Annotated in this window: 24 protein-coding genes and 2 pseudogenes; 7 read left to right on the top strand and 19 right to left on the bottom strand. The window is 46.3% G+C overall.

Annotated elements, in window-relative coordinates:
* Nucleotides 1–16: 16 nt before the first annotated feature.
* From rpsR to rpsF, 3 genes are read right to left on the bottom strand one after another with little or no spacing between them, the layout of a single operon-like run.
* A complete protein-coding gene (gene rpsR / locus FM037_RS02875; RefSeq protein ID WP_005497284.1) occupies nucleotides 17–244 on the bottom strand; it encodes a 30S ribosomal protein S18 in 228 nt (75 codons plus the stop codon).
* Nucleotides 245–255: 11 nt separating this feature from the next.
* The gene (gene priB, locus FM037_RS02870) at nucleotides 256–561 is read right to left on the bottom strand and encodes a primosomal replication protein N (protein WP_144044765.1); all 306 of its coding nucleotides are present in this window, start codon (nucleotides 559–561) and stop codon (nucleotides 256–258) included.
* Nucleotides 562–569: 8 nt separating this feature from the next.
* On the bottom strand, nucleotides 570–992 hold the full coding sequence (rpsF, locus tag FM037_RS02865) for a 30S ribosomal protein S6 (protein WP_144044764.1): 423 nt from the start codon (nucleotides 990–992) through the stop codon (nucleotides 570–572).
* Between the two features lie 381 nt (nucleotides 993–1,373).
* On the opposite strand from rpsF, the gene FM037_RS02860 reads away from it, so the two are divergent.
* Entirely contained in the window at nucleotides 1,374–2,132 is a 759-nt protein-coding gene (locus tag FM037_RS02860) for a DUF481 domain-containing protein (RefSeq protein ID WP_144044763.1), read from the top strand.
* Between the two features lie 435 nt (nucleotides 2,133–2,567).
* Here the strand turns inward: FM037_RS02860 and FM037_RS02855 are convergent, their stop codons facing one another.
* The gene (locus tag FM037_RS02855) at nucleotides 2,568–3,473 is read right to left on the bottom strand and encodes a LysR family transcriptional regulator (RefSeq protein WP_144044762.1); all 906 of its coding nucleotides are present in this window, start codon (nucleotides 3,471–3,473) and stop codon (nucleotides 2,568–2,570) included.
* A 182-nt stretch (nucleotides 3,474–3,655) separates the two neighbouring features.
* Here FM037_RS02855 and FM037_RS30290 point away from each other — a divergent pair, with 182 nt between their 5' ends.
* Both FM037_RS30290 and FM037_RS28725 read left to right on the top strand, forming a co-directional pair.
* Complete coding sequence (locus tag FM037_RS30290; protein ID WP_221937516.1) at nucleotides 3,656–4,201, top strand: DMT family transporter; 546 nt, start codon at nucleotides 3,656–3,658, stop codon at nucleotides 4,199–4,201.
* The gene (locus FM037_RS28725; protein ID WP_221937457.1) at nucleotides 4,129–4,473 is read left to right on the top strand and encodes a DMT family transporter; all 345 of its coding nucleotides are present in this window, start codon (nucleotides 4,129–4,131) and stop codon (nucleotides 4,471–4,473) included. Before FM037_RS30290 ends, FM037_RS28725 begins: the two co-directional genes overlap by 73 nt.
* Nucleotides 4,474–5,169: 696 nt before the next feature.
* On the opposite strand, the gene rlmB is transcribed toward FM037_RS28725, so the two are convergent.
* From rlmB to zapE, 8 genes and pseudogenes are all read right to left on the bottom strand, one after another.
* Nucleotides 5,170–5,910 (bottom strand): 23S rRNA (guanosine(2251)-2'-O)-methyltransferase RlmB, encoded by a 741-nt coding sequence (rlmB, locus tag FM037_RS02845; RefSeq protein WP_144044761.1) that lies wholly within the window; start codon nucleotides 5,908–5,910, stop codon nucleotides 5,170–5,172.
* A gap of 15 nt (nucleotides 5,911–5,925) precedes the next feature.
* Nucleotides 5,926–8,415 carry a ribonuclease R gene (gene rnr, locus FM037_RS02840; RefSeq protein ID WP_144044760.1) on the bottom strand — a complete coding sequence of 830 codons (2,490 nt, stop codon included), beginning with the start codon at nucleotides 8,413–8,415 and terminating at the stop codon, nucleotides 5,926–5,928.
* A 68-nt stretch (nucleotides 8,416–8,483) separates the two neighbouring features.
* A complete protein-coding gene (locus tag FM037_RS02835) occupies nucleotides 8,484–9,104 on the bottom strand; it encodes a tetratricopeptide repeat protein (protein WP_144048793.1) in 621 nt (206 codons plus the stop codon).
* Between the two features lie 228 nt (nucleotides 9,105–9,332).
* A pseudogene (locus FM037_RS02830) lies at nucleotides 9,333–10,627 on the bottom strand (adenylosuccinate synthase).
* Between the two features lie 66 nt (nucleotides 10,628–10,693).
* Nucleotides 10,694–10,882 (bottom strand): DUF2065 domain-containing protein, encoded by a 189-nt coding sequence (locus FM037_RS02825; protein WP_144044759.1) that lies wholly within the window; start codon nucleotides 10,880–10,882, stop codon nucleotides 10,694–10,696.
* 158 nt (nucleotides 10,883–11,040) lie between these two features.
* Nucleotides 11,041–11,433: a 30S ribosomal protein S9 gene (gene rpsI / locus FM037_RS02820; protein ID WP_144044758.1), complete on the bottom strand. Its 393-nt coding sequence runs from the start codon at nucleotides 11,431–11,433 to the stop codon at nucleotides 11,041–11,043.
* 14 nt (nucleotides 11,434–11,447) lie between these two features.
* Entirely contained in the window at nucleotides 11,448–11,879 is a 432-nt protein-coding gene (gene rplM, locus FM037_RS02815) for a 50S ribosomal protein L13 (RefSeq protein ID WP_013049718.1), read from the bottom strand.
* 250 nt (nucleotides 11,880–12,129) lie between these two features.
* Nucleotides 12,130–13,235: pseudogene (zapE, locus tag FM037_RS02810) on the bottom strand (cell division protein ZapE).
* Between the two features lie 102 nt (nucleotides 13,236–13,337).
* Between zapE and FM037_RS02805 the strand changes: the two are divergent.
* From FM037_RS02805 to degS, 3 genes are all read left to right on the top strand, one after another.
* A complete protein-coding gene (locus FM037_RS02805; protein ID WP_144044757.1) occupies nucleotides 13,338–13,712 on the top strand; it encodes a ZapG family protein in 375 nt (124 codons plus the stop codon).
* A gap of 144 nt (nucleotides 13,713–13,856) precedes the next feature.
* On the top strand, nucleotides 13,857–15,209 hold the full coding sequence (gene degQ, locus FM037_RS02800) for a Do family serine endopeptidase DegQ (RefSeq protein WP_144044756.1): 1,353 nt from the start codon (nucleotides 13,857–13,859) through the stop codon (nucleotides 15,207–15,209).
* Nucleotides 15,210–15,382: 173 nt separating this feature from the next.
* Complete coding sequence (gene degS, locus FM037_RS02795; protein ID WP_144044755.1) at nucleotides 15,383–16,465, top strand: outer membrane-stress sensor serine endopeptidase DegS; 1,083 nt, start codon at nucleotides 15,383–15,385, stop codon at nucleotides 16,463–16,465.
* A gap of 176 nt (nucleotides 16,466–16,641) precedes the next feature.
* On the opposite strand, the gene murA is transcribed toward degS, so the two are convergent.
* From murA to mlaF, 7 genes are all read right to left on the bottom strand, one after another.
* A complete protein-coding gene (murA, locus tag FM037_RS02790) occupies nucleotides 16,642–17,901 on the bottom strand; it encodes a UDP-N-acetylglucosamine 1-carboxyvinyltransferase (RefSeq protein WP_144044754.1) in 1,260 nt (419 codons plus the stop codon).
* Nucleotides 17,902–17,914: 13 nt separating this feature from the next.
* Nucleotides 17,915–18,202 (bottom strand): BolA family protein, encoded by a 288-nt coding sequence (locus FM037_RS02785; RefSeq protein ID WP_144044753.1) that lies wholly within the window; start codon nucleotides 18,200–18,202, stop codon nucleotides 17,915–17,917.
* 4 nt (nucleotides 18,203–18,206) lie between these two features.
* Nucleotides 18,207–18,509: an STAS domain-containing protein gene (locus FM037_RS02780; RefSeq protein ID WP_144044752.1), complete on the bottom strand. Its 303-nt coding sequence runs from the start codon at nucleotides 18,507–18,509 to the stop codon at nucleotides 18,207–18,209.
* Nucleotides 18,510–19,166 carry an MlaC/ttg2D family ABC transporter substrate-binding protein gene (locus FM037_RS02775; RefSeq protein ID WP_407695648.1) on the bottom strand — a complete coding sequence of 219 codons (657 nt, stop codon included), beginning with the start codon at nucleotides 19,164–19,166 and terminating at the stop codon, nucleotides 18,510–18,512.
* Nucleotides 19,167–19,259: 93 nt separating this feature from the next.
* Nucleotides 19,260–19,724, bottom strand: a complete 465-nt coding sequence (mlaD, locus tag FM037_RS02770) for an outer membrane lipid asymmetry maintenance protein MlaD (RefSeq protein ID WP_144044750.1) — start codon at nucleotides 19,722–19,724, stop codon at nucleotides 19,260–19,262.
* A 56-nt stretch (nucleotides 19,725–19,780) separates the two neighbouring features.
* Nucleotides 19,781–20,563 carry a lipid asymmetry maintenance ABC transporter permease subunit MlaE gene (mlaE, locus tag FM037_RS02765; protein WP_144044749.1) on the bottom strand — a complete coding sequence of 261 codons (783 nt, stop codon included), beginning with the start codon at nucleotides 20,561–20,563 and terminating at the stop codon, nucleotides 19,781–19,783.
* Between the two features lie 220 nt (nucleotides 20,564–20,783).
* The gene (gene mlaF / locus FM037_RS02760) at nucleotides 20,784–21,602 is read right to left on the bottom strand and encodes a phospholipid ABC transporter ATP-binding protein MlaF (RefSeq protein WP_144044748.1); all 819 of its coding nucleotides are present in this window, start codon (nucleotides 21,600–21,602) and stop codon (nucleotides 20,784–20,786) included.
* Between the two features lie 181 nt (nucleotides 21,603–21,783).
* Here mlaF and FM037_RS02755 point away from each other — a divergent pair, with 181 nt between their 5' ends.
* The gene (locus FM037_RS02755) at nucleotides 21,784–22,743 is read left to right on the top strand and encodes a calcium/sodium antiporter (RefSeq protein ID WP_144044747.1); all 960 of its coding nucleotides are present in this window, start codon (nucleotides 21,784–21,786) and stop codon (nucleotides 22,741–22,743) included.
* Nucleotides 22,744–22,749 lie beyond the last annotated feature (6 nt).

Here is a 22,749-nt window from a genome sequence, read left to right as displayed (position 1 = left end):
CTAGATTATTGCGCTATTACTGATGTAAATCAGTGTAAGGCAGTAGAGAAAGATAACGAGCACGCTTGATAGCGCGAGCTAGTTGACGTTGATATTTAGCGTTTGTACCTGTGATACGGCTAGGAACAATTTTACCACTTTCAGTGATATAGTTCTTTAGAGTTACGATATCTTTGTAATCAATCTCTGTAACGCCTTCTGCTGTGAAACGGCAGAACTTGCGACGACGGAAATAACGTGCCATGTGACAGTCTCCTAAGTTTTCAATTCGACATTTTCAGCGTGTATTACTAAGCGATTTTGACCATTTCGACTCTGCTGGAGAGCGATAAAGCCTTGCACTTCAATATCCACGCCGATTTTCAGTTTATCTGTAACGCTTTCAAAGCGTTCACCACTTAATATCACTTGTATCTGACAGTATACGTTTCTTAGCATCTCTGCTTCGAAGCACTGAGATTTGTGTTCCAGCATAATCACACAGTGTGCGATGCCTGCCGGGCTTTTAAAGCTTCTGGAACGCGTAATGGTTCCCGATAACACCAAATGGTTTGTGGCCAAAGAAAAACTTACTCTGCTGCTTTTTCAGCGGTTTCTTTAACTTCTTCAACAGCTTTTTCAACAGGCGCGCTACGACGCTCGCCTTCGCTAGAACGGCGTGAATCACGCTCTTCTTTTAGCTTAGCCATTGGAGATGCTTCAGTGATGGCAGCTTTAGTACGCATAACCATGCTACGCAGAACAGCGTCGTTAAGACGGAAAACTGTTTCTAACTCTTCAACCGTTTCAGCAGAAGCTTCTACGTTCATAAGAACATAGTGAGCCTTGTGCAATTCGATGATTGGGTAAGCCAGTTGACGACGGCCCCAGTCTTCTAAACGATGAACTTGACCGCCAGCTTGGGTAAGAATACCCGTGTAACGTTCAATCATACTAGGTACTTGTTCACTCTGATCAGGGTGAACCAAAAATACGATTTCATAATGACGCATTTTTTTGCTCCTTACGGTTATCTAGCCTCGTTGTTGGCTCAGTCAGACCAAATAGAGGCAAGGAACTAATTAAAGTGACTGATTTAAGCCGCGGAATATTACACAAATCTAAGACTAAATTCAAGAAGAATCTATAACCAATTAAACTAATGTGTCGACTTGAGTCGTGTTCATCGACAGGCATAACTTTGACATAAGCCCACAGACAAGTGACCAGCTAAGTTCATTGCTTATCCGTGGCCTGATTGTCACATTAAACATGGCAGCAATAATTTGAAATTGTATCGTTATATTAACTTTACCGATGCAGAACAGAATAGGTATGATGTTGACCTATCGTCATAGAACCCACCACATTAAAATAATAATAAGAATAAAATAATGTTTAGAGTTTTAACTGCCCTACTTGTATCTATACCTATGTCAGCCTGGGCTTTAGTGCCACCCGATTACCAGGAGCCGCCCAGTGATTTCACCGCAGAAATCGAGGCAGGTTTGCAACTCAATACCGGCAATACCGAATCCAGTAGCTTCAATGGTCGAACCAAACTGGTTTACGATACTGAGCAGTTTAGACAAGAAGGGACATTTAAACTCTATTATGCTGCCGATAATGAGAAAACAACGGCGGAGAAATATGATTTACAGCTGCAGTCCAGCTATAAACTAGACAATGATTTTTCATGGTTAGACGATGGTTATGTCTTCGCTCGAGGTGACTTTACCCTTGACCGCTTCGGTAGTTACACCCAAATATCTACGGTTTCTGTGGGTTACGGTTTCGATGCTATCTCAAATAGCGATACTAAGCTCAGCTTAGAAATCGGTCCAGGTTACCGATATAACATGCCTATCGAAACAGAATCTGAGTCAGATCCCGTGGCCGAGAAAGACATCATTATCCGTACCGCAGCCAAGTTTGAACAAAAACTGCAGGAATACACCAGCCTCAACGCCGACCTCACCGCAGAAGTGGGCGAAAATAACAGCACCCTCACGCTGGATATGAATTACAAGAATACCCTATTTCAAGACTGGGCCTTCAAGATAGGCGTCAACATCAAGTACACCGACGTCGTCCCCGAAGGCACCAAGCAGACAGACACCATCACCACGTTCAATTTGCTGTATACGTTCTAGTAGTGAATGAACTTGTCGGATAACAAATTACTGAAATATCCCCTGTGGGTTCATTTATATGATTTTGGTATTTAGTTAGCTTGCTGAATAGCCTAGCTTCAATCTAATTTATAGCCTGTGGCTCGCCAAACATGTAAACACTTCTACGAGACGCCGTGAACACTTCCCTGTGGGCTCTGTCAAAACATCCCTGTTTCGGAAGCTCGCAGCCGCGTTCACACCTGAGTGTTTATCTCTTCGATTTGAGTGTTTACTGGTTAGTAAGTCATTTATGGACTAATCCTTCTTAGAGGCTCTAATTCGCTCCGACCGCCTTATCGCCTTATCGCCTTATCGCCTTATCGCCTTATCGCCTTATCGCCTTATCGCCTTATCGCCTTTATCATGACTAAAACCAGTAGTGGTACTAGCAAGTTCATTGAAGGTTTACATAACTTACAGACCCATATTGAATCGGGACTTCCACTCGTAGACATGGTTTATAAAAGCATCAATTCTCGCAGGCCGCTTATCCCTGTCCCGGTACATTATATATACCTCTCTTTCAGCCCCTTGCCAATCCGGAAGAACCGGCTCCAGATGATGATTATTTTTAGCTAGATTATTGAAGTAATAAGGTGGTATCCAAGCTATTCCCAGCCCTTTTACAGCCGCATCTCTGACCAATAAAACATCATTAGAAGAAAAGTTAAATGTATCTTCATACGAGAAGATCTCACCACTTATCTGATGTGTCATTTTCCAATGACGGTCATTATTAACCGTGATAAGACGGTGCCTAGCTAACTCTGATGGATGGGTAATTGGAGCATACTGCTCAAGATAAAAAGTCGAAGCACATAAACCGAATGGCAGGTGCCAGAGCTTTCTCGCCACCCAGTCCATTTCGATTAAATCACCAATACGAAACGTGATATCAACCTGTTTGGATATCAAGTCGATTTTATCGTTTTGAACGTCCAAATCAATACAGATATCCGGGTGCTTTTCTGCAAACTCATAGATGCAATGCTTCAACCACACCTGAGTCATATTGATGGGAGCAGAAATTTTTATTTTACCAGACAGCGCCTTTCTGTCTTGCGCGATGCGATCGGTGACGTTTTCCAATCCGAGGATTAAAGGTTCGCACAACTGCCGATACTTTTCTCCATCAAGGGTCAGTGAGAAATGATGAGCGCTCCGGTTAAACAATCGACAATTAAGTTTGACTTCAAGCCGTTTCAGTCTTCTGCTGAGAGTCGCCAATGGCACACTGAGATGCTCAGACGCTTGTGTCAAACTTTTATATTTTGCAGCTAAAATAAATAGTTGTAAGTCGTCCAACGAATGACTTTTCATATTTGAGATATGAACTCCCAATATTGGCCATTAAATATCATGATTGAAATATATACCCTTATACCAACAAGTCAAAACACTGAGGTATATATGTCTAAAAATAATTATGTCTGGGCTGGGATTATCGTTGCAATCTTTTTCTGGGCCAGTAACTTTAATGCGATTAAAGCAATCACCCCGAAATATCTCCCCTACTGTCAGCAGCTCTGCGCTTTACCGTTGCAGCTCTAGTTTTAGTTGGCCTAAGGGCTACACGATACCAATCAAATGAAATTTCGCTGACAAGAAGGAACAAATACGCTCTGTTTGTTATCGCGACCATTGGTGTCACCATTCAAAATTTCTCCATTTTCTTCGCGATGAAATACACTCAGGCAGTTAATGCATCAGTAGTTATGGCAAACATGCCTCTCGCAGGAATACTGCTGTCAGCACTACTGCTAAAAACACCTATTTCTCGTTTCAACATTGCAGGGGCGCTCGTCAGCATTGTGGGTGTGCTCTTAGTTATCACTGGTGGAAATATACTATCTCTATCATTTAACTCTGGCGATCTACTGATGGTTGTCGCCCTCACGAGTGGCTGCCTGTATACAATTCTTTCAAAACGCTGGACACCCAATATTCCGATCGGCCAACAGCTACGATGGATGATGTGTCTGGGTGCACTTCAAATGCTAATAATCGCTGCTGTCAAGGGGACTTTCTCAATGGCCTCTCTCTGCTGACATTTAAAGACACCATACTGATCGTGTATATGGGACTATGTGGCACTCTGCTAGCCTACTACTTCTGGATGAAAGGAGCATTTGTACTAGGTCCACACAAGGTCACCTCAATTTTCAATATCATGCCAATCTTTACCCTGGTTATTTCAGTGCTTGCGGGTACCCAAGTCCAATGGATTCAGGTGGTGGGGATTGCCTTAGTTGGCGCTGGCGTACTTATCAGCAATGCTTACCCCTACCTGAAACAACGATCAAAAAGCGTTCAGACTTGAAACATCAATTCCTGATAAAAAACAAAAGAAATCGCAATATGGAAAATTAGTATAAAAATAATTTTTGTAACTAATACAAACAGAGTTGAGTGAATAAAGGTCAAACTTTCTTGTAATCCACTAACAACCGACCGTGACAAAGATGTCACGGCCAAACTTACAAGCACGTACTAGCTGTGCCACAGAAGTATCTGCATATAAGATCGTTCATTCACATCCATGTGATCACGACATTGATGCATCTGACCTATAGGAATATAGGAAATGTCTTATGCATGTCTGGAACATACAAGACCCTGCACGGCACCACAGCAGGTGATATGTATCAATGAAGGCACGACTTCCATAACCTCATAAATAGGCCGAATATATGGGTGCAATGAACTCTTCTCAAAATTGATATCAAATGTCTTGCAAACAGGATGGGTTCATATATGCGGCTGCGAGCTTCCAAAACAGGGACGTTTTGGCAGAGCCTACAGGGATTGTACTTGCGGCGTCTTGCAGAAGTATCTGCACATAAGCCCACGGCAGGTGATAAGTAACCATGAAGGTACGCCTTTCATACACTCACCGATAACGGTCATCGAATCAAACGATGGAAACAAAAATGCCGATGAGGACTAATCCACATCGGCATTCGATGCACTATGAGATACAAGCTCCCAAAATGACGATAGCTAAGTTTTCACAAACTTAGCTCAATCTTTGGCGTACAGCTTCAAACAAGCAAACCCCAGTCGCCACTGAGACGTTCAGACTGGACACTGAGCCGGTCATAGGTATCGAAACTAGTGAATCACAGCTTTCACGAGTGAGACGACGCAGACCCTTGTCTTCGGCACCCATGGCGATAGCCAGAGAGCCCTTAAGATCGGCTTTATACAAGTCATGCTCGGCTTCACCCGCAGCGCCGACAATCCAGATACCTTTCTCTTGCAGGCTTTTCATGGTGCGAGCCAGATTAGTGACCTGAAACAGGGGCACCACTTCTGCAGCGCCACAAGCAACCTTGCTCACCGTTGGCGTTAGACCTACAGAGTTATCACGTGGCACGATAACCCCATGAACACCGGCAGCATCTGCGTTACGCAAACAAGCACCTAAATTGTGCGGATCGGTAACACCATCGAGGATCAGCAAGAAAGGTGTCTCTGTCTTCTCTACTAAGACCGCTAAGTCTTTGTCATTGAGCTGCTTGACGGCCTTGACTCTGGCTATCACGCCTTGATGTTGACCACCGTCTGACTTGTCATCCAATACCTTACGTGTTGCATGCTGCACTGAGACACCGTACTCCGCCGCGCTCTCTAGGATCGGCATAAAACGCTTGTCATCACGGCCCTGTAGTACCCAAAGTTCGATTACGCGTTCCGGGCTATATTTCAGTACCGCTTCAACGGCGTGAATACCAAAGGTGATATCTTGTTTTTTCATCTATTACTGTCTCTATTACTTGCTTGCTTTGGCTTTACGCTTAGCGGGGCTCTTTTTTACTGAAGCCTTTTTTGCTGAAGACTTTTTAGCCTTCGACTTCTTAGCCGTCGTTTTTGTGTTAGCGCCGGACTTTTTAGCTCCACCGCTTGTATTGGTTTTAGCTGAATCGGCAGAAGCTTTACCCGCCGCTGATTTTGAGCGAGAACCGCGTCGTTTAGGTTTACCGCTCTTATCTGCTTTGCCTAGCTTAGCGCCCTCTGCATTGACTCGCTCTCTGGCAGTCATTGGCTTCTTGCCACGGCTTGGACGTTTAGACTTACCTTCCTCACCTTCCATCATCAAGTCAATCTGCCTGTCATCCAGATTGACGCTAGCCACCTTCACCGTGACCTTGTCACCTATCTGGTATACCTGACCGGATGATTCACCCACCAGACGCTGACGCATATTATCATATTGGTAGTAATCGCTACCCAAACTTGAGATATGCACTAAGCCATCGATAAAGAGTTTATCAAGACGGACGAACATGCCGAAATGAGTTACCGAGGCCACTACAGCGTCGAAGGTATCGCCCACGTGATCTTGCATAAACTCACACTTGAGCCAATCGCTGACATCACGGGTCGCCTCATCGGCGCGGCGCTCTGTGGTCGAACACTCGACACCAAGAAGATCTAACTCTTCTAGCTGATAGTTATAACCACCACCAGGCGTCCATTTCTCTGTCGTTTCTCCCTGTTCTTTCGCCAGCAGGAAGCGAATAACCCGATGCAGAATAAGATCCGGATAACGACGAATAGGCGAAGTAAAGTGAGAGTATGCTTCTAAGGCTAGACCAAAGTGTCCTTCATTATCCGGTGTGTAAACCGCTTGCTTCATGGAACGTAGTAACATGATCTGGATAAGCTCGGCATCGGGCCTATCTGTGATCGATTCCATCAGCGCCTGATAATCGGTCGGTGTAGGCTCAAGCCCCCCACCCATGGTCAAGCCACGTTCCTTGAGGAAGTCTTTAAAGTTACTCAGCTTCTGCTCAGATGGAGACTCATGCACCCGGTATAAGACTTCGCCTTTGTGCTTCTTGACGAACTTGGCCGATGCCACGTTAGCCAAAATCATGCACTCTTCGATGATCTTATGGGCCTGGTTACGATTTCTCGGTACTATGCTGTCAATCTTGCGATCTGCATTGAAAACAAACTGAGTCTCAGTAGTTTCAAATGCGATAGCGCCTCGTTGCGCACGTGTCACATCCAGAGTCAGATACAGAGATTGCAACGTCTGCAGATGCGGGAATATAGGTTTGAGTTTATCACTCACCTCTCCGCCTTCGAGCATATCGGCAACCTGGGTATAAGTCAGACGGGCATGAGAATGCATAACAGCCGGATAGAATTTATATCCTGAGAGCTTACCTGCTGCGGAGATAGTCATCTCGGCAACCATACATAAGCGATCGACCTCTGGCATCAAAGAACATAAGCCATTAGAGATCTTTTCCGGCAGCATAGGGATAACTTGTGATGGGAAATACACCGAGTTTCCTCGACTACGTGCTTCCTTATCTAACGCCGATTCGGTGCGCACATAATGGCTCACATCGGCAATCGCTACCCAAAGACGCCAGCCACCGCTCTTTTTCGCTTCGGCATAAACGGCATCGTCGAAATCTCGGGCATCTTCGCCATCAATAGTCACTAAAGGCAAGTGACGTAAATCAACCCGGTCCTCTTTGTCAGCTTCAGTCACTTCATCGGGAATAGCGCGCAGCTTCTTCTCAATCTGACTCGACCAGGTATGTGGCAGATCGTAGTTACGCAGGGCAATCTCGATCTCCATACCCGGAGCAAGCTGCTTGCCTAAGACTTCGGTAACTTTACCTGCAGCCTTCACATAGCGGCCCGGACGACGAGTCAATTCAAGCACCACTACATCACCCTGGCGAGCACCATTACGGTCCTCATCGGCAATGAGTATCTCTTGACCTATGCGCCGGTCATCGGCTATGACGAAAGCCATGCCGGAATCCAGATGGAAACGTCCCACTAGGGCGGCAGCTCTCTGTTCGACCAGGCGTACGATACGGGCTTCGCGGCGCCCCTTACGATCGACTCCGGCTTTCTGTGCCAGCACCTTGTCGCCGTGAAAGTACATCATCATGTCACGGTTATTGATAAAGAGGTCGTCACCGCCCTCCTCCAGCTTCAAGAAGCCAAAACCATCTCTGTGACCGATAATTGTACCGGTAAGCAGGTCCATACGCTCAGGGAGGCCGTAGGCCTGTCCACGGGTAAACACAAGCTGCCCATCCCGCTCCATGGCACGCAATCGACGTCTAAGCGCCTCAAGCTGCTCCTCACTTTCGAGTTTAAGCTCCTGTGCTATGCGTTCACGGTTTAACGGGGATTTTTCTGATCGTAAGTATTCTAAAATAAACTCACGGCTTGGAATGGGGTTTTCGTAATTTTCTTGTTCACGCTTTAAATGCGGATCTTTGATCATTCAATATCTCAAATATTTTACCGGAACATTCCGGGTCATACCAATTACTAATAGGTAAATGGTACTGTTTATCGGGATCTCAGGTGCTCCTGTTTTGCCCTGGCAACTGCGCTGGGCGGCATCTTCTGCTCTAGCACCTTCAATAATTCTAAGGCTTTTTGTTTTGTAGCCTCATCACTAAATACATCGTTATATAGCCAGTGATATCCCATCTCAAAATCTCTTGGGCTACCATAGCCTTCACCAAACAGTCTAACTAACATCATACGTGACGGCAGATCGCCATTGGCCGCTGCGGGCATCACATAATGAATGGCTCTCTCGCGATCTTTTATCACAAATTGTCCATCGTGATAGTACTCGGCGATCCTGAGCATAGCTTCTGCGCTCCCCTGCTCTGCAGAGTCACGTAGTAAAGAGATCCCTCTCGGTGGGTTTGCTTTTACACAAATACCATGATTAAGCATCTCGGCCCAAAGATATTGATATAGGGGCTGTTTAAGCACCTCGGCTCTCGCCTCAATATCCTGGACTAACTGACAATCATCTCCCGTGACTCGCGTAAGATATTGTTTAGTCCTGATCAGTTCAATTAACTGCTCCTGACTATAGATATCCACGGCTCGCGTCTCGGCCCAGCTCAATGCTGGTGTAAGCGCTACTATCGATAACAACAGATAACGCGACATGATTTTCGATGAAACTTTTAGCACTTCTCGTAGCATGAGCTCTCTCGCGAAAAATTCATAAACATAAGTAGTGATCAGACAAGACACTCGATTATCGGTGAATACCTTGTCTAATCAATACTCGCCTATTGGGTACATAATAGGTCATCGGCAGTATAACGCATTTCTTGAGCACTGCCTGCCCGTATCAGCACCAATAAAAAGGCCGCTATATGCGGCCTCTTTCTATTAACTAAACGGATTCACCAGAATCATGGTCTCGTTTCTATCGGGACCCGTAGAGATAATATCAATTGGCGTTTCTAGCAAATCTTCGAGACGCTTAATGTAGTTCAATGCCGCTTGTGGCAATTGCTCTAAAGAAGTCGCACCGAAAGTTATTTCACTCCAGCCTGGCATAGTTTCCAGTACTGGTGTTACCTGCTCGTAGCCTTCGGCTGCGAGTGGAGTCACTGTAGCGACAGTGCCATCCGGATACTGGTAACCAACGCAGATCTTCACTTCTTTCAGACCATCTAGCACATCTAGCTTAGTCAGACAGAAACCACTTACGCTGTTGATCTGTACCGCACGCTTCATTGCAACTATGTCTAACCAGCCTGGACGACGCTTACGACCAGTAGTTGCACCGAATTCGTGACCCTTAGTGCCTAAGTAGTCACCGATTTCACACTCAAGCTCAGTTGGGAAAGGTCCGGCTCCGACGCGAGTCGTGTAAGCCTTCATGATACCCAATACATAATCCAGATGACGTGGACCGAATCCAGAACCAGTAGCAACACCACCTGCGGTAGTATTAGAAGAGGTGACGAAAGGATAAGTACCATGGTCGATATCAAGCAAGGTACCCTGTGCACCTTCAAACAGAATAGGCTCACCCGCTTTACGCGCCTGATCTAACAATTCAGTGACGTCGGTACACATACTCTTAAGGTAATCTGCGATTGCCAAAGCATCTTTCAATGTCTTTTCATAATCTACAGCTTCGCACTTGTAGTATTCAGTCAACATGAAGTTGTGATAACTCATCACATCTTTCAGCTTCTCTGCAAACAGCTCAGCATCAAACAGATCGCCAACACGAAGACCACGGCGTGAAACCTTATCTTCGTATGCAGGACCAATACCACGGCCCGTTGTACCAATAGCTTTATTACCGCGAGCTTTCTCACGGGCAACATCTAGAGCACAATGGAATGGAAGGATCAGTGGACACGCTTCAGAGATCAGTAGACGCTCCTCAACAGGAACTCCACGCTCTTTAAGCATGTTGATCTCAGTCATCAGAGCGTCTGGCGCAAGCACCACACCATTACCGATAATGCATTTTACATTATCACGTAAGATCCCTGATGGAATAAGATGAAGAACGGTTTTGTCACCATCGATAACGAGAGTGTGACCGGCATTGTGGCCCCCTGATATCGAACGACATATTTAGCCTGTTCGGTAAGTAGGTCAACTATCTTACCCTTTCCTTCGTCACCCCATTGGGTGCCGAGAACTACGACGTTTTTGCCCATTATTTGCTGCACGGTAGTGGTTAAAACGGGATTTTAGCAGATCTATAGGGGCTGTAGGCAAGTAATTTATGAAAAAATAATCAACAAAATGATACCTGCGGTGACTAAACCACCACCCAAACGTTGCAGAAGTTGCTGATTTTGGTTCGAAATATCCTTTAAATATGCTTTCCAGCGATTAGGAAATAACAGTGGTCCAATTCCTTCGATAACAAGCACAATACCTAACGCTAGCATGATTAGCTGTAGTGACATAATTTAAAATTCCGCATAGCGTAGAGTAAACTTGAACAGGATTAAGACTAGATTAACAAAGTGATGCTTTCTATGCGCTATTTTTGATGGTAAAAATAAATTTCAGGCAATAAAAAACCCAGCAAAAGCTGGGTTTTTTGAGTTCTCGATAGCGAAAATTAACGCTTTGAGAATTGTGGCTTACGACGAGCTTTACGTAGACCAACTTTCTTACGCTCAACTTTACGAGCATCACGAGTAACGAAACCAGCGGCACGTAGAGATGGACGTAGAGCTTCATCAAGCTCCAACAATGCACGGGTAATACCGTGACGAATTGCACCTGCTTGACCAGTGATACCACCGCCCTTTACAGTTACATAGATATCTAGTTTATCAGTCATTTCAACTAGCTCTAGTGGTTGACGAACAACCATACGAGCAGTTTCACGACCAAAATACTTATCTAGTGGAAGTTGATTGACAACTATGTTGCCAGTTCCTGCTTTCGCGAATACGCGTGCAGTAGATGTTTTTCGACGGCCAGTGCCGTAGTACTGAGTTGCAGCCATTAGCTTAATCCTGTTTAGATATCAAGAACTTGAGGTTGTTGTGCAGCGTGGTTATGTTCTGTACCAGCGTAAACCTTAAGTTTACGGAACATGGCACGTCCTAAAGGACCTTTAGGTAACATACCCTTAACCGCTTTCTCGATAATCATTTCAGGCTTATGAGCCTGCAACTTTTCAAAGGTGATCTGCTTGATGCCACCGATGAAACCCGAATGCGAGTAGTACACTTTGCCTTTCGCTTTATTACCAGTGACGGTAACTTTTTCAGCATTGATAACGATGATGTAATCACCGGTGTCAACATGAGGTGTATACTCTGGCTTATGCTTGCCACGTAAACGTGAAGCAATTTCAGTAGCGATACGACCCAAAGTTTTACCTTCAGCGTCAACGACAAACCACTCGCGAGTGACTGTCTCTGGTGTAGCAGTAAAAGTAGTCTTCATTTTACAAAAACCCAATGTTAAAATTCTGTCTCAAATGCTTTACCAAAATTGGTAAAAACACAAATAGTGCCATTCCCCGCCCCTTCGAGCAAAGAATTAGGCTTTACAACTTCCATCTAATCGATGGAGTAACGAGGGCAGGTGGCGGATTATAGACAAAGATGAGCTAAAAATCACCTAATATTTGCAGTGCTGGTGATTTAAATAACTCCCTCCTCCCGCTAGGCCTTTAAAGCTCAAATATTTAATCTTATGGTAGATGTTCTAAAGCCAGATAATCATGGGATTGCATCTCGGTGAGACGTGAGCGGCAGCGCCTGAATTCGAAACTCAACAAGCCCTGAGTGTAGATGTCTTCGAGGGAGACTTCTGCTGAAATGATGAGTTTCACATTACGCTCGTAAAACTCATCCACCATGGCGAGAAAACGTCGGGCAATATCGTCGCCGGTAAGCTTATCACCCATCTGCTTAACCCCGCTGAGCAAGACAGTATGGTAGAGGCAGGCAAGCTCCATATAGTCTCTCTGGCTTCTTGGTCCATCGCATAGGGCAAGAAAATCCACTAGTAAGACGCCTTGAGCCTGTTTTCTTATACTTATGTTACGCCCGTCGATCTCTATCCCATCTACTGACACCTCAGACTCGGGTGCCAACCTATCAAAATAGGAGAGTAAATTAGTATCGGCCTTAACATCGAGGGGGAAGTGATAGATTTCCGCCTGCTCCAGAGTACGCAGACGATAATCGATTCCTGAGTCCACGTTGAGTATTTGGCAATGTTGATTGATCAGCGCGATGGCTGGCAGAAAGCGCGCTCGCTGTAATCCATTACGGTAGAGTTCGTCGGGAATGATGTTGGATGTCGCGACCAGCGCCACCCCTCTTTGAATAGAGCTTGAAATAAGGTACCCAGTAACATGGCATCGGTAATGTCCGACACGAAGAACTCATCGAAACAGATCACCTGATACCTACCAGCCATCTGCTTTGCGATGATCAATAGAGGATCTCTCTGCCCTTTCAGGCTATCTAGATCTAAGTGAACCTGATGCATGAAACGATGGAAGTGTGCCCGCAGCTTTCTCTCTCCGGGCAAAGCCTCATAGAAAGTATCCATCAAGTAGGTTTTACCGCGCCCAACCCCGCCCCAGAGATAAAGCCCCTGAACCCCTTGTTGTTTTGCCCCCAGAAACGAAAATACCCTTTTCATCAGGCTCGGCTTGCTATTGATAAGCTGAATTTCATCAAACACACGCTGCAAACTTTTTACCGCTTGTTCCTGCGCTGGATCGTGTGAAAAGTCATCTCGAGTCAAGTCTTGCTGGTAATGCTGCCACGGAGTTAGCTGGGACACGTAAAATAATCTCTTTAATGCTTAAATGAACGCCTAGATGGTATCATGCCAGCAATAATAATTTATTCGAATTTTTCAGTTCCTGATGTAAAGGAGTTTTATATGGAATGGCCCTTAGTTATTGCAACTTTCGTTCTCGGTATCTTACTGGGTTACGTCGGTCGTACTATCATTGCCCGTAACAGTGAGCCCAATGGCAAGGGAAAAGCCTTTGAGCAGACAAAATTAGAATTAAGTCAGCACAAGCAAGAGGTCACAGATCATTTCGAACTGCACCATAAACAACTCGCCGAGCTTACGGAGCAATTAAACAAGGTCAACAAACAGTGGAATGAAGCGGCGAACACCTTAGCCCCCAAAAGCACTGCTAAGCCTCTGGCTAACTTAGTTAGCCATGAAGTAACTCAAGACTCTATAGACACCCAAGCCAATGAACTCACTAGTGAAAATGTCATAATCGTGAATCAAAAAAATTAACATTTGTTAATAAAGATGAACTTTCATCTCCAGCCGATTGTCGGATTCAGTAACAAAAGATCCGTAATTGCTTCTTGATATAGCAAAAAATATCCCTATATCCTTAAGTAATACTACTGAATCCGATATTGGAGCTACAAATAGATGAAATCCAAATTAAGCTTACTCTCTGCCGCCCTGCTTACGGCATCGCTCTCTTTGGCACCTAGCCTCTCTCAGGCAGCAATTCCAATCGCGGTCGATGGACAATCCATCCCCAGTCTGGCTCCCATGCTAACGCGCACAACACCCGCTGTGGTTGCCGTAGCAGTTACAGGGACCCATGTTTCTAAGCAGAAACTGCCCGATGCCTTCAGATATTTTTTTGGCCCTAATGCTCCCCGGGAGCAAGTGCAGGAGCGTCCATTTCGAGGCTTAGGTTCGGGAGTCATCATAGACGCCGACAAAGGCTATATCGTCACCAATAATCATGTGATTGAAGGAGCCGACGAGATTCTAATTGGCCTGCATGATGGACGTGAGGTCGAGGCAAAACTTATCGGCACAGATGCCGAATCAGATATCGCCTTGTTGCAGATCAAAGCCGATAACTTAGTTGCGTTGAAACGTGCCGACTCCGATGAACTCAGGGTCGGTGATTTTGCCGTTGCTATCGGTAATCCTTTCGGTCTAGGCCAAACGGTGACATCGGGCATTGTCAGCGCCATGGGCCGCTCTGGCCTGGGTATTGAGATGCTAGAGAACTTCATTCAAACCGATGCAGCAATTAACAGTGGTAATTCCGGCGGCGCCTTAGTCAACCTCAATGGTAACCTTATCGGTATCAATACCGCCATCGTAGCCCCAGGCGGCGGTAACGTAGGCATAGGCTTCGCGATCCCTTCCAATATGGTTAACAACCTGGTCGATCAAATCATCGAACACGGCGAAGTCCGCCGCGGCGTATTAGGTGTATCGGGTCGAGACCTGACCAATGAGCTGGCGAAAGGTTTTGGCTTAAATACCCAACATGGTGGCTTCGTCGATCAGGTCATGACCGATAGTGCAGCCGATAAAGCAGGTATAAAGGCGGGCGATATCATTGTCAGTGTCAATGGACGCAATATCAAAAGCTTCCAGGAGTTGCGAGCGAAAGTAGCCACCATGGGTGCAGGCGCAGAAGTTGAGTTTGGCTTGATCCGCGATGGTGACAAACACAGCGTAACCGCGACTCTAGGGGAAACCAGTCAGACAACAGAAACTGCCGCTGGTGCCATTCATCCCATGCTAGCCGGCGCGGCATTAGAAAACAGCAAGCAAGGCGTCGAGATAACCGATGTGGCCCAAAACTCGCCGGCGGCAGCCAGTGGCTTACAAAAAGGCGATCTTATTGTCGGTGTGAATCGCTCACCAATAAAAAATATTAAGTCTCTCAAGGCCAAACTTGCCGATCAACAAGGCGATGTAGCATTGAAGATAAAACGTGACAAGAGCAGCCTATACTTGGTCCTCAGATAGAAACGAAAGCATAAAGGTGGTGTTAGCCTTTATGCTTTTCTCCTAATATCAAATAAAGCGATGACGAAGCATTGACAGGCTTGTCTTCTTTGATGCTTCATCACTTTATCTTAATTACCTTCAAGCTTTAAACATGCTAATCTTACGCTACTTTTTCTTTAACACTCTCTGATATGGCCCTTAAAGACACTCTACTCTATCTCGGCAAGGCCGTTTTTTTCGGCCTCATTATGGCGGCAGTCTTTCTGGTAGTAACGCCTTTTTTGGCAAACAAGGATATGACGAGCCTGTTTTTCCAAAAGCGTGGTGATCATGGGGTTGAGCTTTCGTTTTCCGTTGCTGTCAGACGTGCAGCCCCTGCCGTGGTCAATATCTATAGTCTGAGTATCAATCGTAATCAACCTCTTAACTCAGGTTCACTACAGGGCCTTGGTTCTGGCGTGATAATGAGTAGCGAAGGCTATATCCTTACCAATTACCATGTCATTAAGAAAGCCGATGAGATCGTCGTCGCCCTGCAAGATGGCCGTAAATTCACCTCGGAAGTCGTCGGTTCAGATCCTGTCACCGATCTGGCGGTACTGAAAATTGAAGGCGATAGCCTGCCGATAGTGCCCATTAACTTAGGAGTGCCGGCACAAGTCGGTGATGTTGTCTTAGCCATAGGTAATCCTTACAACATTGGCCAGACGATTACTCAGGGGATTATCAGTGCCACCGGCCGTAATGGACTCAGCTCTGGTTACCTGGACTTCCTGCAGACAGATGCCGCTATTAACGCAGGCAATTCAGGCGGAGCACTCATAGATACCAGTGGCCAACTTATCGGCATAAACACAGCGGCCTTCCAGGTCGGTGAAGAAGGTGGCGGTCATGGAATAAGTTTCGCCATTCCAATCAAACTGGCCCATAGCATCATGGGTAAACTGATTAAAAATGGTCGGGTGATCCGTGGAGCATTAGGCATAAGTGGTGAACCCATCAGCCCGGTCATGGCACAGATATTAAACCTACCGGATCTGACTGGCGTGGTGATCACAGGCGTCGATCCCAATGGGCCCGCAGCGCGCGCCCAGCTACAGCCGAGAGATGTCATCATTCAGTATGAAGGGGAAGATATTCCCGGGGTTGAAATGCTCATGGATAGGATCGCCGAAACTCCTCCCGGAAAGAAGATCTCTATGACCATCATACGTAAGGGTAAGTCCTATGATGTGCCTGTACTCATAGGTGAGCATGCCAATAACGAAGAGTAATACCGGTTGGTATAACTGATATAACACTATTCAGCAAAAAGGTCAGCGAGCAGCTGACCTTTTACTTTCCTCTCCCCCTAAGCACGGCTACTAGAAATAAAAAGCCATCGACACTCAGGTATCGATGGCTTTTAGCTATGATTAGCTTATCTTTTTACTATCAAAACTTATATCGGTTATCTGGTGCGCTCTACCTGGCCACCTAAACCTTTAAATTTATCTTCGATATGCTCATAACCGCGATCCAGATGATAGATACGATCGACTATCGTGGTGCCATCGGCTACGAGTCCGGCAATCACCAGGCTGGCCGAGGCCCTTAAGTCCGTCGCCATCACTTGGGCACCCTTGAGTCGCTCAATTCCCTGAATAATGCAGGTATTGCCTTCAAGCTCCATGTTTGCGCCCATACGAATAAGCTCAGGGACATGCATGAAGCGATTCTCGAAAATGGTTTCGGTGATGGTCGAGGTGCCTTCGGCTAACGCATTGAGTAAGCAAAACTGTGCCTGCATATCGGTTGGAAAGCCCGGGTATGGCACAGTTTTAATATTAACGGCCTTAGGTCGCTTACCTTGCATATCCAGCTCAATCCAATCACTGCCGGTGGTGATCTTAGCACCAGCATCTTCTAGCTTGGCAAGCACAGCCTCAAGCGTCGATGGAGCGGCGTTGACACAGCGTATCTTGCCACGAGTGACCGCTGCGGCAATCAAGAAACTACCGGTCTCGATTCTGTCTGGCATCACACGATAATGACAGCCCTGTAGGGATTCGACCCCTTGAATACGGATCGAGTCGGTGCCTGCACCCTCAATTTTCGCACCCATGGCAATAAGGCAGTTAGCCAGATCGACAACTTCGGGTTCACGGGCGGCATTCTCTATGATGGTTTCGCCATCGGCGAGGGAGGCAGCCATCAATAAATTTTCTGTCGCACCCACGCTGACCATATCCATGAAGATATGCGCGCCTTTTAAACGGCCGTCGACACGGGCCTTGATATAACCCTCTTCGACATCAATCTTCGCCCCCATCTGTTCTAAACCATGGAGATGAAGATTCACCGGTCGTGCACCAATGGCACAGCCACCAGGCAGGGATACATCTGCGGTACCGAAACGGGCCAATAAGGGTCCCAAGATAAGAATCGATGCCCGCATTGTTTTAACGAGATCATAAGGTGCACAAAAATGATCCAAAGAGGTGGTTGAGATGCGCACTTCACTGTTATCGGTACGGCTCACTTCGGCGCCTAGGCAACGCAGCAACTCACAACTTGTGCTTACGTCTCTAAGATCCGGCACATTGCTTACCACAAAATCGGTTTCGGCCAACACGCCAGCCATCAAGATAGGCAAGGCAGCATTCTTAGCCCCGGAGATCACAACTTCACCAGCCAGCGCTTCGCTCGCCTGAATTTTTAATTTATCCAATTTAGATCTCGGCTTACATGTTAAAGATTTTTTCACGCTTCCATTGTGTCGGCGTGAAGGCATTGATAGTTAGCGCATGTAGCTCACCACTAGTGATACGATCCATCAGAGGGCCGTATATGGTTTGCTGCTGCTTTACGCGCCCCATGCCATCGAAACACTCACCGACGGCCACGATTTTATAGTGGGTTCCAGCTTGGGTGACGTGCACTTCATCTAATGAGAGTGCATCCTGAAGAAGCTGCTCGATCTCTTTTAGCTTCTGTGCTTCGTTTGTTTGTTCTGTTTCGTTGGTATCCATGGATCTATTTACCTTGTTTTGCTTCTTCATCGAAGAAGTGTTCTAAATCGTATAACGCAATTAATTTCGACAGCTGACTCGATGCAGTACTGAGTGTTACCTCTCTTCCCTCTCTTTTAGCCAGGGCTATCAACTCTAAGATGAAAGCGATGCCAGCACTGTCGCTGTAACTCAGTGCCGACAGGTCGATGACCTTAATCTTGGCACTAAGCAGGCGCTTTCTCTTACCCCAAAGCTTAACGACATCTCCTTGTGAGAGCCGACCTGAGATGCAACACACAGAGTCCTCACAGATAAACTCAACCACTTAGAGTTTAGCTCCATGAGTCTTCTGACTGATATGGCCTTTATTGCGTTGTTCTAACTCTAAAATCACCGAATCGATCCCTTTTTGACGGATCAAGTTTGAAATTTCTGAGCTCTTCGATGCCAGCAAGCTGACACCTTCGGCAACAAGATCGAATGCCTTCCAACTACCGTCTTTAAGGCGGCGCACCTTAAACATTAACTTAATTGCCGGTCGACCCGCTTCAATCAAATCAACGTTGACATCGACCATCTTCTCACCAGAAAAATCTTTCGCAGGGGCAAACTTAACTTGTTGATCTGTGTACTCGGTAAACGCCTGTGCATAGGTCGACACCAGATAGCCCTGAAATGCTTTTACAAATCGCTCTCTTTGGTCTTTTGTGGTTGCCTTAAGATGTATACCCATGACTTTATAAGAAGCATACTTATAATCAATATAGGGCATCAGCTCATCTGAGACTATCAGTTTAAGATGGTCAGGATTGGTCTTAATTATGTCAATATCCTGATGAAACCTGGCAAAAGTATTATTCGCAACAGCCTCAACCATATCATAGGGGTTCATGGTGTTTACGGCCGCGTCTTCACTATGGGCTGTTGCACTCAACGCGAGTAAAAAAAGTGAAGCGCTATACATACAGATGCGATTAAACATTCTCATTTAAAATCCTTGACGCTATAAAAATATGTTCGACTATTTAATACAATCTATCACTAGCTTCATATAGAAGCTTGACTCAATTTAGGCCTAATCTTTGACACTATATAGGAACTGACCAATAAGCTCTTCGAGTACAAGAGCCGAGTGAGTATCATCAATTCTATCGCCATCAACCAGCATGGCGATATCATCGTCCATAAATCCTGGAGTCAGCCCCAGAAATTGCTCACCCAATAAACCCGAAGTCAGAATCGACAGACTACTCGTTTCAGGGAACTGATCGAAATGCTTATCCATAGACAACTTAACCACAGGTATCAGCTCGTTGGGATCGAGAGTAATAGCACTCACACGCCCGACAACCACGCCACCCACCTTGACCGGAGAACGCACTTTAAGCCCGCCGACATTGCTAAATTTAGCATAGAGGGTGTAATGATTAGCCCCGGACTTTACCTCGACATTGGCAACATTGAACACTAATATCAAAAATGCCGCCAAGCCGGATAACAGAAATAGTCCCACTAATACTTCAATTTTACGAGTTAACATACTTTCATTTCCACTCTACCTGTTGAGCCGACTTCAAATCTGCTCAATAAAATCCATTAACGGCCGAACATTATCGCCGTAAGTAAAAAATCTAAAGCCAATACCGCCAGACTCGACTGAACCACGGTCTGAGTCGTGGCTTTACTTATCCCTTCTGGATTAGGAACCACCTGATAGCCTCTATACAAGGCAATCCAGGTCACGACGATGCCAAACAGGAAGCTCTTAATCAAACAGTTGACGATATCCTGACGCCACTCTACAGAAGCCTGCAGAATCGACCAAAAACTGCCACCGTCTATACCCTTCCACTCGACTCCTACGACATAACCACCATAGATGCCGATAGCGGTAAACATCAATGTCAGCAGAGGCAGACTGACTACGCCGGCCCAGAAACGAGGCGCAATGATCTGCCTTAGCGGATCGATAGCCATCATCTCCAGACTGGAGAGTTGCTCGGTACTCTTCATCAAGCCTATCTCGGCGGTCAACGCCGAACCAGCACGACCGGCGAACAACAGAGCCGTCACAACTGGGCCTAATTCCCGTAGCAGGCTCAAAGCAACCATAGGACCAAGGCTCTCCTCGGTACCGAAACCAACGAGAATATTATACCCCTGCAACGCCAATACCATGCCAATAAACAGACCCGATATCAGTATGAGCACCATAGATTGCACGCCAACAACATAGAGTTGTTTCACAAATAGCGGAAATCCCTTTACACGTGGCCTACGGGCTATCGCCCCCCAAAGCATGAGACCTGCCCGACCCAAGCCAGTTACCAGGTCTATGCCTCTACGGCCAAGATTAGCTATGTTATCTGTCATGCTCATTCAGTCCCTTCCTTAACCCCATCTTGAAGTCTGGACAGAAAGCTAATACTAATACGATTCATCACTAGCCTACTAATTCCTTGATGTAACTATTTGGTGTAAGTGGAGAGAGGCGTTCACAATAATAAGACCGCCTAGCTCACCGCCAATAATTTGTTTTTGTCGTTCATTGATGGCCACAATTAAACAACTAGCTTTTTTATAATTTCTCACAGTCTTATCACTGACCGACTAACTCCTCGGCATAGCTTGATGCAGGAAAATGAAAAGGCACCGGGCCATCAGGTTCACCACCAATAAATTGTTTAAGCTGCTCATTGTCGGCAACTCGTAACTCCTCGGGAGTCCCTTGGGCTATCACGCGCTTATCGGCCATCACATAAACATAATCGGCGATGCCTAAGACTTCCTGCACATCATGGGATATCACCACAGAGGTGAGGCCTAAAGCAGCAGAGAGTTCTTTGATAAGCTTCACCAACACCCCCATTGAGATAGGGTCTTGACCCGCAAAAGGCTCATCATACATCACCATATCGGGCTCGAGCGCAATCGCTCTGGCAAGCGCCACCCGACGCTGCATCCCCCCGGAAAGCTCGCTAGGCATCATTTTAGCTGCGCCCCGTAAACCAACCGCTTCTAGTTTCATCAATACGATGCGGGTGATAATCTCTTCGGCGAGTCCTGAATGCTCACGCAGAGCGAATGCCACATTGTCGAACACATTCATGTCGGTAAACAGGGCCCCACTTTGGAATAGCATGCTCATTCGCTTACGCAGTGTAAATAACTCCTTGCGGCTGCATCTATGCACATCTTTGCCATCGAACAATACCGAACCTGAGTCAGGAATTAGCTGGCCGCCAATCAACTTAAGCAAGGTCGTCTTACCTATTCCACTCGGGCCCATGATGGCCGTGATCTTACCTTTGGGAATAGATAGGCTAATATCATCAAAAATGACGTGGTCACCGCGACTAAATTTTAAGTTGCGGATCTCGACCAATGAGTTGGGTTTTGGTGACACTTCTATGTTCATACCGCATCCATTTACGTACAAGCACCAGGGGAAGGCAGACGAGTCTGACAGAAACTGAGCAGCAAATTGTACGTAATTGCGCTAATAGGCACAACTGAATCGACACTATCTTGCCTCAATACTTTCATTTTCATTCAAATCCAGCGAAAATGCTCGTTGACTCATTTTAGAATTGAATTAAATGTTATTTAATATCTTCATGCTTATTGCAGGATTGGGCGTTTTAGTCTGGAGCGCCGACAAATTTGTCTATGGTGCGGCGGCTTTTGCCCGCAACCTCGGACTCCCACCGATGTTGATCGGATTGACCATAGTGGCAATGGGCAGCTCAGCTCCCGAAATGTTCGTCGCGGCCACCGCATCCATGGAAGGCATGACAGATACGGCCATCGGCAACGTATTGGGCTCAAATATCGCCAACATCACCTTGATATTGGGTATCACAGCGCTATTAGGGGCCATTTCAGTACGCTCCCAAACCCTGATGCGAGAAATACCTTTGATGTTGGCCGCCACAGCAATCGCGGGGTATTTTCTCTATGATGGCCTGCTGACACGCATGGAAGGCGTCATGTTAATGGGGCTTTTCTTCATCCTCATGGGTTACCTTATCTGGCATGGCTTAACCAACAAGCAAGCTGACACACTCGAAGATGAAGCCGATGAGGAAATACCGACTGGAGTTCCGACTCACAAGGCGGTTCTCTGGTTAGTCGTGGGTATTATTTTACTACCTCTGTCTGCCGACTGGATGGTTCAGGGTGCGGTAGGTATCGCCAAAGCCTATCATTTATCGGATCTGGTCATAGGCTTGACCATCATAGCCATAGGCACCAGCCTACCTGAGCTTGCAGCTTGTGTTGCCGGCGTGCTGAAAAAAGAAGACGATCTGGCCATTGGCAATATTGTCGGTTCAAATTTGTTCAATATTCTCGCCGTACTCGCCCTCCCCGCGTTAATTGCGCCAGGGGAAGTCGACGCGGCGGCCAGTACCCGGGATTTCTATATGGTAATGGCCACAAGCAGCGCCCTTGCCGTACTCATTTTACTGAGTGGCCGTGCAAGAGCATTAAAGCCTTGGCATGGAGGCGTGTTACTGTTGACCTTTATCTCGTATCAACTAGTCCTTTTTCTTGCTTAACAAGAC

The organism is Shewanella psychropiezotolerans, from assembly GCF_007197555.1.
In the GTDB taxonomy this organism is placed as follows: domain Bacteria; phylum Pseudomonadota; class Gammaproteobacteria; order Enterobacterales; family Shewanellaceae; genus Shewanella; species Shewanella psychropiezotolerans.
This window is presented reverse-complemented; position numbering and strand designations above follow the sequence as displayed.